The sequence below is a fragment of the Blastococcus sp. SYSU DS0552 genome (assembly GCF_054050815.1).
The window spans coordinates 74,059-89,984 of the sequence record NZ_JBJHAB010000007.1 but is presented as its reverse complement, the minus strand read 5'-3'; the positions used below and the strand labels follow the sequence as shown (position 1 = coordinate 89,984).

The window sequence follows — 15,926 nt, the reverse complement described above, 5'->3', positions numbered from 1 at the left end:
GGACGGGTGTCCCCGCGGGAGTTGACGGCCGTTTCCGCTGGTCGCATGAGCCGGGCGCCCCGTGTCTCACCCCTCCGGGTGGACCCGCCCGACCGGGCGACCGGTGCACCGCTCAAGCCGCGCCGCCGCCGTGCCGATCACCCGGTCAGGTGACCGGAGGACCACCCTCCGCACCCTCAGCGAGCAGTGAGGAGGAGGCGTCGTGGCGGATCAGTCCGTGCTCGTGGTCGAGGACACCCAGGAGATCCGCGAGCTGGTGACCACGGTGCTCGAGCGGGCCGGGTTCGCCGTGCGCGCCGTGGGCACCGGTGCCGAGGCCATCGCGGAGGTGCGGCGGGAGCCGCCGGACCTCATCGTCCTCGATCTCGGGCTCCCGGACGCCGACGGCACCGAGGTGTGCCGGCAGATCCGTGCCGAGACGCCCTGCTACGTCCTCATGCTGACCGCCCGCGCCGAGGAGGTCGACCTGCTCATCGGGCTGGCCGTCGGCGCCGACGGGTACATGGCCAAGCCGTTCTCCCCGCGTGAGCTCGTGGCGCGTGTGCAGGCGATGCTCCGCTTCCCGCGGACCGCGCCGCAGCCGGCCGCCGAGCCGGCCCCCGCGGCGGAGTCGGTGCGCCGGCTCGCCGAGCTGGAGGTCGACGAGGACAGCCGGGAGGTCCGGGTCGACGGCGACGTCGTCGACCTGACCCGCACCGAGTTCGACCTGCTCGCCGCGCTGGCGTCGCGCCCGGGCCGGGTGCTGCAGCGGGAGACGCTGCTGCGCGAGGTCTGGCACACCGACTGGGAGGGCAACCTGCGCCTGGTCGAGGCGCACATGTCGAACCTGCGCCGCAAGCTCGTGGCCGCCGGCCTGAACTCGCCGGAGATCAAGACCGTCCGCGGCGTCGGCTACCGCCTCGTCGCCGCATAGCCGTCGTCTCGAGGCATAGGAAGCTATCCACCCGCATCGGGGGCGCGAACCACCGGTAGAGCTTCCTATGCCTGGCCGGGCCGGACTAGACGCCGACGAGCTCCTGGAGCCGGGCGACCCGGGAGTGGGCGAGCACGCCACGGCGGGCATCGGCGGCGATCTCCCGGCAGAGGGAGGCGACCTCCGGGTGGCCCAGCTGGCCGCTCGTGCCGGCCAGGGTGTGCGCGGCGAACGCGACCGCGGTGGCGTCACCGGCGCGGGTGTGCAGGTCGATGGCCGACAGCCGGGTGGGCAGCGCATCGGCGTACATGCCCTGGAGCCGGGTCATCAGCTCGGCGTCCACCAGCTCGGCATCGCTGGGACCGCCCGTGTCCCCGGCCTGCGCCGCGACCGTGGTCCGGCCGCGGAGGAAGTCCAGGAGCGACCGCGCCGTCACCGGCTGGGCGAGGGTGACCAGTGCGCCGGCGGTGGCCGCCTCCGCGCGGTCCTCGGCGGTCGGGTCCGCGGTGACGACCACGAAGCGGGCGCGGGACCCGTTGCGCCGGATCCGGCGGAGCATCGCGGCACCCGAGCCGCCCGGCATCGCCAGGTCGGTCACGACCAGGTCGACGTCGGTGACCAGGGCGTGCCGGACGGCGTCCTCGGGGCCGGCGGCGTGCTGCACGTGCCAGCCACCGAGGCAGAGCAGGTCCGCGACCTGGTCGCGGACGGCGGCGTCGGCGTGGACGACGAGGGCGGTCAGCACGTCAGCACCGCCGAGCGGGGCGTCTCCGCGGTCCAGCCGTAGCTGGTGAGGGTGATGACCGAGATGCGGGGCTGGTAGTCCAGGTAGGCGCGGTCCACCCGGGCGCTCACGGTCCGGTTCGTCGCGCTCGTCTCGGCCATGACGAGCGACTGGCCGTTGTTCAGGTGGGCCATGACGCGGTAGCCGACGACCCCGCTGGGCGTCGTGCTCGCCGGCCAGCTGATCGTGGCCTCGTACCAGTAGCTGTAGGTGGGGACCCACATCCCGTACCAGGTCCAGGAGCCTCCGCTGACGGTGCGGGTGCACCGGTCGTCGATGGTGACGGTGGCCGGCGCGGTCACGGTGGTGGTCGAGACCGTCGTCGAGACGGTGGCGCTGTCGGCATAGGTGGCCGAGGCGGGGATCGCGGCTCCCACGGCGAGGGCGAGGGCGAGGCCGGTGACGGCCAGGGTGCGGCGGACGGCGTTCATGCCCGGTCCTCCTCGATCGCGGGGGTGGGGCGCCAGATGGCCAGGAGCAGCCAGCCGGCGAGCAGCGCGGGAGCCCCGTAGAGCAGCACCTGGCTGATCACCGGAGTGCGCAGCAGCTGGACCACGTGACCGAACTCCGGGATCACGGCGCGCACCTGGTAGACGGTGTCGCCGGTGAGACCGGCCGTCCACGGGTCGATCGCCTCGTTGGCGTCGCCCTTGGTCTGCACGATGACGCCGCCGTCGGCGGCCCGGTCGACCGAGACGACGCGGTGGGTGACGAGGCTGTGGTCGCCCACCGGCATGTGGTACGTGATCACCATGCCCTCGGTGAGGTCGGTGACGTCGATCGGGGTGGCGACGGTGATGTCGCCCGGCTCGATCTCCGGCGCCATGCTCGCGGTCAGCATGGTCATCGTGCGGTAGCCGAGCACGTGCGGTCCGACGGCCAGGACGGCGAAGGCCAGGACGGCGACCCCCATGACTCCGCGGACCAGCCACGGGGCCGTGCGGCCCACGATGCGGCGGGCCCGGGCGGCCGGGTGGCCGGCCGTGGAGCGCTCGTCCTCGCTCGGGGGCAGCTGGGGAGCTGCCCCCGCGGCGCGGACGGGGAGGACGGTGGTCATGGCGTGATCTCCGGGAGGTCGTCGGACGGGGCTCAGCGGGCGGTGCCGGTGCGCTGCGTGCCGGTGAAGGTCAGCGTCAGGGCGGCGGTCTTGCCCTGGAACGTGTTGTCGGCGGCGGTCGGCAGGCCGATGGAGAAGGCGAGGAAGTCCGAGCCGCCGACGTTCAGCGAGTTCACCGCGCCGAGGTCGATGGGGGCGAGCACGGCACCCGAGCCGAGGATCTTCTCGCCGCTGGCGCAGGTGTAGGTCCGCGCCGCAGGGGTGCCCCCCTCGGTCCAGGCCACGGCGCAGGACCGCAGGGACAGCTGCAGCCCCCGGGTGGCGTCGCTGGTGAGGACGCTCGATGCGGCGGCGGTGGCGCTTAGGTTGACCGCGGCCAGGCCGGTGTCCCCGTCGTTGACCAGCGTCACCGGGCGGGTGAGCGTGTCGCCGGGGACGAAGCCGGCGGTGGTCACCGGGATGGTGACGGGCTTGGCGAGATCGATGGAGACGCTGCCCGAGCTGATGGTCGTGTCGACCGAGGTGGAGTCGGTGAAGCTGCCGAACGTCCCCAGGCCGGCCACGGCGGCGGCCGCGCCGATCACGCCGAGCGAGCCGACGACCTTGCGGGCGGTGGAGCCGGTGGCGGTGGTGGCGGTCTTGGTGCTCATGTCCCTGCTTCTCCTGTGTCCGTGTGACCGCCGGCGTTCCGGCGACAACCAGGACTCTGGACGGCGAACCGCAGGCCACCCGCCAGCGATCCGCAAGGAAGCCGCAAGAAGCGACGGGCACTCCTGCCTGCCCCTCGGCGGCCGCGGACGGGGCAGGCCGTACGCACCGCGCCCCCCGTCCCGGGGAGGAACGGGGGGCGCGGTGGGGCAGGCTCCGTCAGCCCGCGGGAGTCGCCGGCAGGGTCATGGTGAAGGTGGTGCCGACGCCCTCGGTGCTCACCAGGTCCAGCGTGCCGCCGTGCGCGGTGGTGATGGCCTTGGTGATCGTGAGCCCCAGCCCCACCCCGGGAACGGCGTTGCGCTGGGCGGTCGAGGAGCGGAAGAACCGGGTGAACAGCTGGCCCTGCTCACCGGCGGGGATCCCCATGCCGGTGTCGCTGACCGACAGCTGCGCGACCGGCTCCGCGCCGGGCGCCGGATGTGCACGGACCTCGCCGTCGGCAGAGCGCCACATCGACCGGAGGACGAGCCGCACCTCACCGCCGGCTGGCGTGAACTTCACGGCGTTGGAGACCAGGTTGTCGCACGCCTGCCCGAGCCGGACGGCGTCACCGGAGACCACCATCCCCTCCCCGGGGACGTCGACGACGATCCGCACGCCGGCGTTGCCGGCGGCGACCCGGGCCGTCTCCTCGGCGGCCCGGACCACGCCGGCCAGGTCGACGTCGGCGGGCTGCAGGGTGAACCGGCCGCTCTCCACCTGCGCGGTGAAGAGCAGGTCCCCGACCAGTCGCAGCAGCCGCTGGGCGTTGCGCTCCACGGTGGACAGGTACTGCCGCTGCTCGTCGGTGAGGGGTGAGTCCTCGTCGTCCATGACGAGCTCGAGGTAGCCGAGGATCGAGCTCAGCGGCGTGCGGAGCTCGTGGCTGATCAGGCTGACGAACTGGTCCTTCATCCGCTCGGTGGCGCGCGCCTCGGTCATGTCGGTGCCGACGAAGTTCCAGCCGGCGTGCACCCCGCGGTCGTCCGAGCGCGGGGTGATGGCGACCGACACGGTGCGGTGGCTGCCGTCGGCGGCGACGTAGGTCCAGTCGCGGACGTCGCTGCCGTGCTCCCGGGCGACGCGCACCAGGGCCTCGAGCCCGGTGCCGCAGCCGCCGTCCGCCGCTGCGGCGTCGAGCTCCGCCGGCAGGTGGAAGTCGAGGATCGACCGGGTGCGGACCACGTCGGGGCGCGGCACGCCGAGCATCTTCTCGGCGCCGGGATTCCACACGCGGATGGTGCCGTCGCGGTCCGTGCCGATGATCGACTGCTCGGTGACCGCGTCGATCACGCTGGTCATCGTCTGGGCACGGGCGGCGAGGATGCGCGAGGCGGTGTCGAGTTCGTCCGCGCGGCTGCGCACCTGCGTCAGCAGCGCCGCCTGCTCCTGCTGCAGCCGTGCGATGTGCCGCGCCTGGGCGGCCGCGCGGCGGGTGCTCTCGTTGACCGCGAGGCTGCCGACGGCGACCGCCAGCGGGCCGACCAACAGCGCGCCGGGCAGGTCGTCGGCGCCGCCGAGCGGACCCACGAGCGAGGGCCCGGCCAGCACGGCCGTGGTCCCGGCCACCGCGAGCAGCACTCCCCGGCGGTCGGCGTGCGTGGCGAGCGCCCAGAGCGGGCCGAGCAGGAGGACGAGGGTCGTGGCCGACGCGGTGCCGGCGTACAGGAGGCCCGCGGCGGCCAGCTGCGCGACCGGTACGGCGAACGAGCCGGGCAGGGAACGCGACCGGGAGAACCAGGCGACGCCCGTGGCGGCGACGGCGACGGCGAGGCCGGCGTGCACGAGGGCCTGGTGGACGACCGGGACGTCACCGGTCAGCAGCAGCAGGGCGACCGCGGTGAGCAGGACGGTGCACGGCAGCGGCCCGCGGACGGCGGCCTGCCAGGCGGACGCCTGGGTGAGCCGGCGGGTCCACGGCGGGGGGTTGTCCCGTGGCCGGTCGAGGACGGCGAGGGTCATGCCACCGGCTCCCGCGTGGTCAGCGCCCGCACCTGGTGCACGAGACCGGCCACGCTGAACGGCTTCGCCAGGTACGCGTCCGCCCCGGCGGCCAGGCCACGGGCCACCTCGTCCGGGGAGGCGCCGGCGGACAGCAGCAGGATCCGGGTGCCGGCGGTGGCGGGGTCTTCGCGCAGCGCCGCGCAGATCTCCAGACCGGTCACGCCCGGCATGGAGACGTCCAGGACGGCCAGGTCGGGCAGCTCGGCCCGTGCTGCGGCGAGGGCGACCGCGCCGTCGGGCGCCGAGACGACCACCTGGCAGCCGGCCTTGCGCACGGCCAGGCACACCAGGCCGCGGATGTCGTCCTCGTCGTCGGCCACGAGCACCCGGACGGTGCCGCCCGGGGCCGGCCCGGCGGGGCCGCCGCCGGGGGAGTGCAGGGCCGGGTCCACGGGAGCTCCCGTCGGTCGTGGTCCCGCCCCGCGGGTGCGGTGGGACCGGTGGCGTCGTCCTGAGGAGGAACGGCGCCCCGACGGAAGGCCTGCAGCGCGGGCCCCGGCGGCTCACCCCTTGGGGTGGCGGTCCGGACAGCACTGCGCCCCGCCGGGAGGACCCGGCGGGGCGCAGGCGAACGGAGCGGGCCGGTGGGCCCGCGGGGTGTCAGGAGCCGGACTGGCTCTGCACCGACTGCTTGGACTGCTGGGCCTGGCCCTGCACCGACTGCTTGGACTGCTCGGCCTGGCCCTGCACCGACTGCTTGGACTGCTGGGCCTGCCCCTGCACGTCCTGGGCTGCCGACTGGCCCTCCTGCTTGACGGTCCCGGCCGCGTCCTGGGCGGTGGACTTGACCTCCTCCATCGCGTGCTGGGCGGCCGGCTTGAGCTGCTCGCCCATCTCCTGCGCGGCATCCTTCGCCGGCTGGAGCAGCGCGTCCTTGTTCTCGCGCAGCGTGGACTCGGCCTGCTGGGCCAGCTGCTGCTCCTTCTGCGAGGCAGGGAGCAGGCTGGAGATCAGCCAGCCGGTACCGAAGGCGATGAGCCCGGCGGCGAGCGGGTTGCCCTGTGCCTGGCGCGCGATCGTGTCCGGTGCCTGCTGGACGGCGCCGACCGCGGACGAGGCCGCGTTCTGCACGCTGTCGGCCGCGTTCGAGGCCGCGCCCTGGACCGAGCCCGCCGCGTTGTGCGCCGCGCCCTGCACGGAGCCCGCCGCGTCGGAGGCCCGGTGCTGGGCCGCCGAGGTGGTGTCCTGGGCGGAACCCATGACCTTCTCCTTGAGGGTGGTCATGCGGCCCTTGGCCGCGGTCACCCGCCGGTCCATGACGCGGGACGGGTTGACCTTCTCGTTGAGGGCGTCGACGTCGTAGCTGAGCTCGCGCCGGGTGTCCTCGATCTGCCGCCGGATGACGTCCGGGTCACTGCTGGTCATTGGTATCGGCTCCTGCCGTTCAAGAGACCTCAGCGGTCTGGTGGTCAGTTGGGCTTGAGGGCACCGGGCACCTGCTGCAGGGTGTCCACGGTCCGTTCGGGCTTCGGGTGGACCTGCTCGAACTTCTTGCGGCCCATCACGTACGCGACGGCCCCGACGGCGCCCCAGAGGACGGCCACGATGAGGGCGGCCAGCCCGGCGTCCATCACGTTCTCCAACGCCCACCACAGGGCGAAGGACAGGAACATCAGCACCATGTAGCCGGCGAAGCCGGCGGCGCCGAACATGCCGGCACCCTGCCCGGCCTTCTTGGCCTCGCTCTTCAGCTCGACCTTGGCCAGCTCGAGCTCCTGGCGCATCAGGGTGGAGAGGTCCTTGGTGACCTCCCCGATGAGCGCGCCGACCGAGACGCCTTCGACGTCGGGGTGACCGGAGTCGGTGGTGGGGGTGCCCATGGCGCCGCTGTGCTGCTGGCCCTGGGAGTAGTCCGCCGCGTAGTTCTGCGGCGTCGGCTCCGCATAGCCCTGCGACCCGGCGGGGGTGGCCCCGGAGTAGGGGGTGCTCATGTCAGCGCACCTCACCGGGCCGGCGGGACGGGTCGTCCCAGCCAGCGGGCGTCGCCGGGGGCACCATGCTGCCGGCGGGCGGCACCGTGCCGTACGGCGGCGGCGGGAGCGGGGCGCCGGTGCCGGTCCCCGCGCCGGTGGTGGCGCTGGAGTAGTCCGAGTACGTCGGCGCGGGGTCGACGTAGTTCGTCGGCGTGCTGCGGTGACCGTTGCCCGACCCGGAATCGCTGTGCGCGGCCTTGGCCCCGCTGGTCACCCGACCGGCGACGATCCCGGCAGCCGCGGCGCCGAGCAGGAACAGGCCCGGCTTGCGGCGGGCGAAGCTGCGCACCTCGTCGAGGAGCTGCGCCGGCTCGCGGTTCTGCAGCTTGTCGGCGAAGCCCTCGACGACGCCGGAGGCCTGGTGCAGCAGGTCGCGCGCCGGACCGGGGGCGCCGTCGCTCGTGCCGTCGGCGAGGCCCCGCAGCTCCTGCGCGAGGGAGGACAGGCCGGTCGCGGCCTTCTGCTGCTGGCTGATGGCCTGTTCCTTGAGCTGGGTGCGCCCCTGCTCGATGAGGTCCATGGCCTGGCGCTGGGTCTCGTTCGCCACGTTCATGGCCTGGTCGGCGGCGGTCGAGGCGACCTGGCTGCCGGCCTGGGCCGCGGTCTGCCCGACGTTGCGGGCCTCGTCCTTGGCGACGTCCTTGGTCTGCTGGGCCTCGTGCTTGGCGACGTTCTTGGCGTTCTGTGCCTCGTGCTTGGCTGCGTCCTTGGTCGACGAGCTCTCGGTCGTGGTGCCCGTCGTGGTGCCCGTCGTCGCGCCGCTGGTCGGCGGAACCGGTGGCGGGAACGGGGCATCGATGGAGTGAGTCATCGGTCCTCCTCGGCATGCTTGCTGGTCGGTGGGAGCGCTACCCCGACGCCGTTGCGGCACACATCCGGGCGCTGCACGGGCCCGGGGTGCCGCGACGACGTCGGCTCGGCGCCCTGGTGGGGCGGGAAGAGCTGACCGAAGTCCACCCGGCGCATCCGTGCGTCTCGGGGCGGGATCGGGGGTGGCAGGGGCTGGCCAGCGTCGTCGCTGCGCCATCCGCCTGCCGCTCGTGAAGAGCGCCGTTCCGCGCAACGGGTGTGGTACCCCTGGTGCGGGGTGGGCGAAACCGCCGATCAGCGACGCCAGGGGAACTGCGGCGCCCGTCGCTCGGCGAAGGCCCGTACGCCCTCGGCCAGCTCCCCGGCGGCGATCGTCTCGCGGTACCGCGCCGCGGCGAGCGTCTCGCCGTCCCCGCCGTCGGCCAGCGCGGCCACGGTCTCCTTGGTGGCGCGCTGGGTCAGTGCGGAGCGGGACGCCAGCACCCCGGCGAACCGGTGCGCCTCGGCAGCCAGGTCCTCGGCGTCGACGAGCCGGTCGACCAGCCCGGTGCGCAGGGCGGTGGGGGCGTCGATCAGCTCGCCGCTGTACAGCAGGTACTTCGTCGTCGCCGGCCCCACCAGGTCCACCAGGGCCTTGGTGGAGGAGGGCGTGTAGACGATGCCGACCTTGGCGGGGGTGACCCCGAAGACCGCCGTCGGGTCGGCGAAGCGGAGATCGCAGCAGGTGGCGAGCTCCACTCCGCCCCCGATGCAGTGCCCGCGCACGACCGCGACGGTGGGTTTGGGGAAGGTGCGCAGCGCCGCCTGCGCGGCGAGGTTGTGCCGCCGGACGTCGGCCATCGGGTCCGCGGGGTCGTCGCCGCCGAGCAGATCGGAGATGTCGGCGCCCGCGCAGAAGCTGGGGCCCGCGCCGGTGACCAGCAGCACCCGGACCCCGGGGTCGTCGGCGAGCGGGGCCAGCACGGCGGGCAGCGCCGCCCACATCCCCACGGTCATCGCGTTGCGCTTCTGCGGCCGGTCGATGGTGAGGACGGCGACGGAGCCGTCCCGGGTCACGCGGAGGTGGTCGGTCATTCCTCAGCCCAGGTCGTCGGTGGCGAAGGTGTCGCAGCGGCTGGGGTCACCGGTCTCGTACCCGGTGCGGAACCAGCGCTGCCGCTGGCCGACGACACGGTGCCATCGGGGCCCGGGCACCCGCGACCCGGGTCGGCGGGCAGCCGCGCCGCGGCGCCCCTAGATTCGGGAGCATGCCGCTGGAGGGTGAGTACGAACCGAGTCCGCAGCAGTGGGTGCGCGAGCAGGTCGAGCGCTACGAGGCGACCGGGGGGCGGGAGGCGAACACGCTCCTGGACACCGGGCTGCCGGTGGTCATCTTCAGCACCCGCGGCGCGAAGAGCGGCAAGGTGCGCAAGCAGCCGCTGATGCGCGTGGAGCACGACGGGGTGTACGCGATGGTGGGCTCGCAGGGCGGGGCGCCGACCGATCCCGCGTGGGTCGCCAATCTGCGGGCGCACCCCGACCAGGTCACCGTGCAGGACGGCCCCGAGCCGTGGGACGGCGTCGCCCGGGAGATCTCCGGTGCGGAGCGGGACGAGTGGTGGGAGCGGGCCGTGGCGGCCTACCCGCCCTACGCCGAGTACCAGCAGAAGACCGACCGGCAGATCCCCGTGTTCCTCGTCGAGCGCCGCTGAGGAGCAGCGGGGCGGCGCCCGTCAGGGCCAGGCGTCCGCGAGCCGGGTGATGGCTGCCTGGACGTCGGCGTCCCAGGCGGTGAACGGCTCGGCCTCGACGGTGCGCGCGGTGCCCCGGCCGGTGAGCCGCCAGGTGCCGGCGATCCGGCCGTCGACGACCACGGTCGGGCGGAAGACGCCGTTGCGCCCGGGCACGATGCGCTGGGCGTCGGCCGGGTCCAGGACGGCGCCGCGGTCGGCGTAGCCGAGCACGAACTCGTCGAAGCCGGGCAGCAGCAGCGGTGCCCGGGCGGCCTCCCGGTGCGCCGCGCAGCGGTCGAGGGTGTCCGGGTCGAGGAAGTGCTCGGTCCCGTCCACCTCGATGCGCGCCAGCCGGTCGCGGACCGCGTCGAGCCCGGTGCGGACGTCACGCACCGTCGTCCCCGCCCAGCGGACCAGGTCGTGCACCGTGGCCGGGCCGTGGCCGAGGAAGTACCGCAGCACCAGCTCCGCGAGCGCCTCGTCGCGGGCGGGCCGACGCGGTGTGCGCACCCACTCGTCCAGCAGCACGAACGCCTGCTCGCCGCCCTCGGTCGGCCCCAGGCAGAGAGTGCCGGTCTGGGCGAGGAACCACAGCAGGTGGTAGCCGCGCTGGCCGGTGGTGGGCACGCCGCCCTCGTCCAGCACCCCCAGCAGGGCGCGGCGGGAGAGCCGCCGGCCACCCGAGAGGGCCGCCCGAGCGAGGTCCCGGGCGCGCTCGGCATCGGCATCGGTCAGGCCCAGGGCCGCCCGCCGGCCGGCCAGCCCGGCCAGCGCCCGGGGGCCCAGCAGCTCGAGCAGCCACGGCAGGTCCTCCCCGGGCACCAGGTGCAGCGTGCCGCGCATCGGCCAGGACCGGACGACGGCCCCGCTGTCGAGCGCCCGCAGCACGTCGTCCCGGCTCCGGCTGCGGGTGCGCAGGGCCACCGACGTCACCGCACCCGGGAAGTCCTGCCCCTGCACCGCCACCAGCCGGCGGACGGCCGCGGCGGCGTCCTCCGCCGGCGGCCCGGCGAGCCGCTGCGCGACCAGCCGCAGCAGGGCCACGTCGTGCGGGGTCGTCATGGGCACACCCTCGCAGAGGGGTACGACGGCTCCCGGGCTCAGCGCCGGCGCTCGACGACCTCGACCGGAGGCGTCGCGGCGTGCCAGGCGCGGGACCGCTCGCTGGCCTGGTCGCCCTCGTCGCCGTGCAGCCGGTCGGTGATGTCGTCGAGGATCGCCTGCCGCCCGTAGAGCACCACGACGTCGCCCGTGCGCAGCCGGAGGTCCTCGCTGGGCGCGCCCATCCACGTGCCGTCGTCCCGCTCGACGCCGAGCACGGCGACCCCTTCCTCGGGCAGGCGGAGCCGGCCCAGCGGCCGGGAGGAGATCCAGTCGTCGTCCTTGACCGGCAGCGAGACGACCCGCCACTGGCCCCGCAGGTGCAGCAGCGCGGCGTAGTCGCGGAGGTCGAGGTCGGCGACCCGCCGCAGCACCCGCTCGATCACCCGCCGCAGCACGCGGTCGACGCGCTCGTTGCGCGAGAGCCACAGCAGCGCGGTCATCGAGCCGACGATGGCGACCGTCCGGCGCACCCCGCCCACGGTGGAGTCCACGCCCGCGTACGTGAGGATCAGCGTGCCCAGCACCGACACGGCGCCGGCGCCGCTGACCAGCATCAGCACCATCACGATCCGCCGGCGCACCGGGTGGGAGACCACGGCCTCGGCCTCCGACGTCGTGAAGCCCGTCCCGGTGAAGGCGGAGCGGGCCTGGAAGCGGGCGTGCTGCAACGACATGCCGGTCATGGTCAGCGCGACCGTGGCGACCCGGGTGACGAGCAGGCCCAGCGTGACGATGACGACCAGGGAGACGACGGCGGCCACGCACCACCTCTACCCCGTCCGGGCGCGGGCAGCGACTCCGGCTGCGAGACTGCCGGCGTGCGGGCGGAGGACTGGGACCGGCGCTACGCCGAGCACGCCCAGTGGTCGGCCGAGCCGAACTCGCTGGTGGCGGAGCTGCTCGGTGACCTACCACCCGGTCCCGCGGTCGACCTCGCCGCCGGGGAGGGGCGGCACGCCCTCTGGCTGGCCGCCCGGGGGTGGGCGGTGACCGCGGTCGACTTCTCCGCCGTCGGCCTCGCCCGCGGCCGGGGAAGCCCCGGCGCCGAGCGGGTCCGCTGGGTCACCGCCGACGTGCTGACCTGGTCGGCGCCGCCGGGATCGCTGGACCTGGTGCTGGTCGCCTACCTCCACCTGCCCGAGGAGGAGATGACCGCGCTGCTCACCCGGGCCGTCGGCTGGCTGCGGCCCGGTGGCCGGCTACTGCTCCTCGGGCACGACGTGGAGAACCTCACCGCGGGTGTCGGCGGGCCGCAGGAGCCGGCGATCCTGCACAGCATCGACCGCCTCGCGCCGGTCGCGCGCCTCCTCGACGTCGACCGGCTGGAGCAGGTCCGCCGGGCCACCCCGCACGGCACCGCCCTCGACACCCTGCTGTGGGGACGGCGACCGGTTCGGTCTCCCGACGGCCGGTAGCGTCGGCCGGTGTGATGGGGATGGGTGGCGCCGGCGGGCGTGACGCGGAGCGGCGCCGGCGACTGGTCGCCGCGCTGGTGGTCCTGGCGATGCTGCTCGCCGCCGGTGCGACGGTGCTCTCGATCGTGGTGGGCTGACCGCGGGTCCTTGGACCCTGGTGCCGGCCGCCGCGGAACGGAACCGTATGGAACCGCCGCGTCCGCTCCGGCCCGGCACCGCCCCGGAACGAAGGACCGCCGATGACCCAGGTCGTCCCGCCGAGCTCCTCCGGCCCCGCCGCCGACGAACCCACCGGTGCGGGAGGGCTGCCCACCGGCGGTGAAGCGTTCCCCCGGGACGCCGGCGCCCTCCCGGGCGACGAGGCCGTCAGCGCGGCGGTCAGCCGGCTCAGCGGGGAGTTCTCCGGCCGGGTCGGGCGACGGGTGGTCGTGCGGATCGTCCGGGACTGCCGGCGCGAGCTCGGCGGGTCACCGGTGGGCGCGCTGCCCGAGCTGGTCGAGCGGCTGGCGCGCTACCGCCTGGACCGGCACATCGGCTGACCCCCGGGAACCCGGTTGCCCGGCGGGGCAGGATGACGGCGTGGGCTACGTCGACGTGACCGGGATCCGGCACACCCTCTCCGACGGGCGGGTGCTGCTGGACGACGTCTCCTTCCGCGTCGGCGAGGGTGCGCGCGCGGCGCTCGTGGGGGAGAACGGTGCGGGGAAGACGACGCTGCTGCGGATCATCGCCGGGGACCTGACGCCGGAGGCGGGCTCGGTCGCCCGCACCGGCGGACTCGGGGTGATGCGCCAGTTCATCGGGGCGGTGCGGGACGGCACGACCGTCCAGCGGTTCCTCGTGGATCTGTCGCCCCCCGCGGTGCGGGCCGCCTGGGACGCGGTGGAGGCCGCCGAGCTGACGCTCATGGAGACCGACGACGAGCGGTCGCAGATGGCCTACGCCGACGCGCTGGCGCAGTGGGGCGATGCCGGCGGCTACGACGCCGAGGTCACCTGGGACACGGTGACCGTCGCGGCGCTGGGTGTGCCCTACGAACGCTGCAAGTACCGCGAACTGGCCTCGCTGTCGGGCGGGGAGCAGAAGCGGCTGGCGTTGGAGGCGCTGCTGCGCGGGCCCGACCAGGTGCTGCTGCTCGACGAGCCGGACAACTACCTCGACGTCCCGGGCAAGCGGTGGCTGGAGCAACGCCTGCTCGAGACCCGCAAGACCGTGCTCTTCGTCAGCCACGACCGGGAGCTGCTGGCCCGCGTCGCCGACCGGGTGGTGACCGTCGAGGGCGGGACGGCCTGGGTGCACGGTGGTGGCTTCGCCTCCTACCCGGAGGCGCGCACCGCCCGCCACGAGCGGCTGGCCGAGGTGCGGCGGCGGTGGGACGAGGAGCACCAGCGGCTGATCGACCTGGTGCGCACGCTCCAGCAGCAGGCCGCCAACTCACCCGACATGGCCAACCGGTACCACGCGATGCAGACTCGGCTGGCGAAGTTCGAGGCGGCCGGGCCGCCGCCGGACCGCCCGCCGGAGCAGAAGGTGGCCATGCGCCTGCGCGGTGGCCGGACCGGGGTGCGCGCGGTCGTCGCCGAGCAGCTGGAGCTGACCGGCCTGATGCAGCCGTTCGACCTCGAGGTCTGGTACGGCGACCGGGTCGGCGTCCTCGGTGCCAACGGTGCGGGCAAGTCGCACTTCCTGCGGCTGCTCGCCGGCCAGGAGGTCGCGCACACCGGGGAGTGGCGGCTCGGGGCGCGCGTCGTCCCCGGCTTCTTCGCCCAGACCCACGCGCACCCGGAGTGGCAGGACCGGACCCCGGTCGACCTGCTCTGGCACGGCGAGCCGGGCCGGCCGGGCGTCGACCGCGGTCGGGCGATGGCCGTGCTGCGGCGCTACGGGCTCACCGACGCCGCCGACCGGCCCTTCCGCACCATGTCGGGCGGTCAGCAGGCGCGCTTCCAGATCCTCGTGCTGGAGCTGTCCGGTGCGACCCTGCTGCTGCTCGACGAGCCGACGGACAACCTCGACGTGCTCTCCGCGGAGGCGCTGGAGGAGGCGCTCGCGGCCTTCGACGGCACGGTGCTCGCCGTCACCCACGACCGCTGGTTCGCCCGCTCCTTCGACCGCTTCCTGGTCTTCGGCGCCGACGGCCGGGTCTACGAGTCCGCCGAGCCGGTCTTCGACGAGACGCGGGTCGCCCGCGCCCGCTGATCAGCCGAAGGCCTTGCCCTCGCCGCGGTAGGTGGGCAGCGCGTCGACGACGGTGTCGCCCGCGACCGCGTGCAGGGCGCCGACGTGCTCGCAGACCTCTCCGGCCTTGGCGTGGCGGAACCACACCCGGTCACCGATGCGCAGACCCGCGGTGCCCGGTCCGCGCAGCGGCGTCTGCACCTCGCCGGCCCCCTCGCCGGGCAACCGGCGCAGCCCGGCCGGGAAGGTCGGCACCGGCAGCCGGTCGGCCCCCGGCGGCCCCGAGGCGATCCAGCCGCCACCGGCCACGGTCACCACACCGGGCGCCGGGACGCGCGTCACGGGGACGGCGAAGAAGGCGGCCGGGTGCCCCGTGAATGCGCGGTAGCCGTCGAACAGGGTGGGGGAGTAGAGGCCCGAGCCCGCAGCCACCTCGGTCACGGCCGGTTCGGCGGCGGTCCGCTCCAGGCTCCCGGTGCCGCCGCCGTTGACGAACCGCAGGTGCGCGACCGCGGAGACGGCGGCCACGACCGCGGCGCGCCGGGCGGCGAGCTCCCGGGCGGAGAGCGCCTGCAGCCCGCGTACCGCGAGCCCACGCAGGGGCCGGCCGGCGGGCGCGTCCTGCAGGCCGGCGATCTGCGCCTCGTACGCCATGAGGCCCACCAGCTCGACGCCGCGCCGGGCGAGCACCGCGCGGGCCAGGGCGACGGCGTCCTCGGCGGTGTGCACCGGTGACCGCCGGACGCCCACGTGCACCCGGCCACCGGCGGCGCGCAGCGAGGCGTCGACGTCGAGGCAGACCCGCAGCACCGGCCCTCCTGGCGGGGCCACCGCGTCGATGAGCTCCAGGTGCTCGACGGAGTCGACCATCAGCGTCACCCGGCCGGCCGCCTGCTCGTCCCCGGCGAGCTGCCGGAGCGCGACGGCGTCGACCGACGGGTAGCCGACGACGACGTCGGTGCTGACCGGCTCCTCGCCACCGGCCAGCCAGAGCGCCTCGCGCAGCGTGTAGGCGAGGACGCCGGAGAAACCCGGCCGGGCCAGCACCCGGCGCAGCACGCCGCGGCAGCGCACGGACTTGCTGGCCACGCGGATCGGCTTGCCGGCGGCACGGGCTACCAGGTCCGCCGCGTTCGCGTCCAGCGCGGCGAGATCCAGCACGGCGAACGGTGGGTCGAGCCCCGCCGTGGCGCGGTCGAGGGCCGCGTGCCGTGCGGCGGGTGGGTCCGCGATCATGACGCCGCAGCGTGCCCCGCGCGGTCGGCCGGGGGCAAGAGCCCCGGAGC

The 15,926-nt window shown here is 74.9% G+C and carries 20 protein-coding genes; 6 read left to right on the top strand and 14 right to left on the bottom strand.

The annotated features are described in order from the left end of the window. Window positions 1-202 precede the first annotated feature (202 nt). Window positions 203-913 (top strand): response regulator, encoded by a 711-nt coding sequence (locus ACI8AG_RS09070; RefSeq protein ID WP_456587439.1) that lies wholly within the window; start codon window positions 203-205, stop codon window positions 911-913. A gap of 85 nt (window positions 914-998) precedes the next feature. On the opposite strand, the gene ACI8AG_RS09065 is transcribed toward ACI8AG_RS09070, so the two are convergent. The 11 genes from ACI8AG_RS09065 to ACI8AG_RS09015 form a co-directional block, all read right to left on the bottom strand. Next, window positions 999-1,658, bottom strand: a complete 660-nt coding sequence (locus tag ACI8AG_RS09065; RefSeq protein ID WP_456596772.1) for a response regulator — start codon at window positions 1,656-1,658, stop codon at window positions 999-1,001. Next, window positions 1,652-2,128: a hypothetical protein gene (locus ACI8AG_RS09060; RefSeq protein ID WP_456596771.1), complete on the bottom strand. Its 477-nt coding sequence runs from the start codon at window positions 2,126-2,128 to the stop codon at window positions 1,652-1,654. Before ACI8AG_RS09060 ends, ACI8AG_RS09065 begins: the two co-directional genes overlap by 7 nt. Continuing rightward, entirely contained in the window at window positions 2,125-2,754 is a 630-nt protein-coding gene (locus ACI8AG_RS09055; RefSeq protein WP_456596770.1) for a signal peptidase I, read from the bottom strand. The genes ACI8AG_RS09060 and ACI8AG_RS09055 overlap by 4 nt, the downstream gene beginning before the upstream one ends. A gap of 32 nt (window positions 2,755-2,786) precedes the next feature. Further along, the gene (locus tag ACI8AG_RS09050) at window positions 2,787-3,404 is read right to left on the bottom strand and encodes a TasA family protein (protein WP_456596769.1); all 618 of its coding nucleotides are present in this window, start codon (window positions 3,402-3,404) and stop codon (window positions 2,787-2,789) included. 217 nt (window positions 3,405-3,621) lie between these two features. Continuing rightward, window positions 3,622-5,406, bottom strand: coding sequence for a sensor histidine kinase (locus ACI8AG_RS09045; protein WP_456596768.1), 1,785 nt, complete (start codon window positions 5,404-5,406; stop codon window positions 3,622-3,624). Next, entirely contained in the window at window positions 5,403-5,840 is a 438-nt protein-coding gene (locus ACI8AG_RS09040; RefSeq protein WP_456596767.1) for a response regulator transcription factor, read from the bottom strand. The genes ACI8AG_RS09045 and ACI8AG_RS09040 overlap by 4 nt, the downstream gene beginning before the upstream one ends. 208 nt (window positions 5,841-6,048) lie before the next feature. Next, window positions 6,049-6,813, bottom strand: a complete 765-nt coding sequence (locus ACI8AG_RS09035) for a DUF3618 domain-containing protein (protein WP_456596766.1) — start codon at window positions 6,811-6,813, stop codon at window positions 6,049-6,051. 44 nt (window positions 6,814-6,857) lie between these two features. Then, window positions 6,858-7,379: a phage holin family protein gene (locus ACI8AG_RS09030; protein ID WP_456587447.1), complete on the bottom strand. Its 522-nt coding sequence runs from the start codon at window positions 7,377-7,379 to the stop codon at window positions 6,858-6,860. Between the two features lies 1 nt (window position 7,380). Next, entirely contained in the window at window positions 7,381-8,232 is an 852-nt protein-coding gene (locus tag ACI8AG_RS09025; protein ID WP_456596765.1) for a hypothetical protein, read from the bottom strand. Window positions 8,233-8,525: 293 nt separating this feature from the next. After that, a complete protein-coding gene (locus ACI8AG_RS09020; protein ID WP_456596764.1) occupies window positions 8,526-9,305 on the bottom strand; it encodes an enoyl-CoA hydratase/isomerase family protein in 780 nt (259 codons plus the stop codon). 3 nt (window positions 9,306-9,308) lie between these two features. Further along, window positions 9,309-9,425 carry a neutral zinc metallopeptidase gene (locus ACI8AG_RS09015; RefSeq protein WP_456587450.1) on the bottom strand — a complete coding sequence of 39 codons (117 nt, stop codon included), beginning with the start codon at window positions 9,423-9,425 and terminating at the stop codon, window positions 9,309-9,311. A 53-nt stretch (window positions 9,426-9,478) separates the two neighbouring features. On the opposite strand from ACI8AG_RS09015, the gene ACI8AG_RS09010 reads away from it, so the two are divergent. After that, complete coding sequence (locus ACI8AG_RS09010; RefSeq protein WP_456587451.1) at window positions 9,479-9,922, top strand: nitroreductase family deazaflavin-dependent oxidoreductase; 444 nt, start codon at window positions 9,479-9,481, stop codon at window positions 9,920-9,922. 21 nt (window positions 9,923-9,943) lie between these two features. On the opposite strand, the gene ACI8AG_RS09005 is transcribed toward ACI8AG_RS09010, so the two are convergent. Both ACI8AG_RS09005 and ACI8AG_RS09000 read right to left on the bottom strand, forming a co-directional pair. Beyond that, on the bottom strand, window positions 9,944-11,005 hold the full coding sequence (locus ACI8AG_RS09005) for a winged helix DNA-binding domain-containing protein (protein WP_456596763.1): 1,062 nt from the start codon (window positions 11,003-11,005) through the stop codon (window positions 9,944-9,946). Window positions 11,006-11,043: 38 nt separating this feature from the next. Then, a complete protein-coding gene (locus ACI8AG_RS09000; protein WP_456596762.1) occupies window positions 11,044-11,808 on the bottom strand; it encodes a TrkA C-terminal domain-containing protein in 765 nt (254 codons plus the stop codon). Window positions 11,809-11,865: 57 nt separating this feature from the next. Here ACI8AG_RS09000 and ACI8AG_RS08995 point away from each other — a divergent pair, with 57 nt between their 5' ends. The 4 genes from ACI8AG_RS08995 (at window position 11,866) to ACI8AG_RS08980 (ending at window position 14,661) form a co-directional block, all read left to right on the top strand. Next, window positions 11,866-12,462, top strand: coding sequence for a class I SAM-dependent methyltransferase (locus ACI8AG_RS08995; RefSeq protein WP_456587454.1), 597 nt, complete (start codon window positions 11,866-11,868; stop codon window positions 12,460-12,462). Window positions 12,463-12,473: 11 nt separating this feature from the next. Further along, on the top strand, window positions 12,474-12,599 hold the full coding sequence (locus ACI8AG_RS08990) for a hypothetical protein (RefSeq protein ID WP_456587455.1): 126 nt from the start codon (window positions 12,474-12,476) through the stop codon (window positions 12,597-12,599). Between the two features lie 102 nt (window positions 12,600-12,701). After that, window positions 12,702-13,001, top strand: coding sequence for a three-helix bundle dimerization domain-containing protein (locus tag ACI8AG_RS08985; protein ID WP_456587456.1), 300 nt, complete (start codon window positions 12,702-12,704; stop codon window positions 12,999-13,001). Between the two features lie 40 nt (window positions 13,002-13,041). Then, the gene (locus ACI8AG_RS08980; protein WP_456587457.1) at window positions 13,042-14,661 is read left to right on the top strand and encodes an ABC-F family ATP-binding cassette domain-containing protein; all 1,620 of its coding nucleotides are present in this window, start codon (window positions 13,042-13,044) and stop codon (window positions 14,659-14,661) included. On the opposite strand, the gene ACI8AG_RS08975 is transcribed toward ACI8AG_RS08980, so the two are convergent. After that, a complete protein-coding gene (locus ACI8AG_RS08975) occupies window positions 14,662-15,876 on the bottom strand; it encodes an alanine racemase (RefSeq protein ID WP_456596761.1) in 1,215 nt (404 codons plus the stop codon). Window positions 15,877-15,926: the final 50 nt, after the last annotated feature.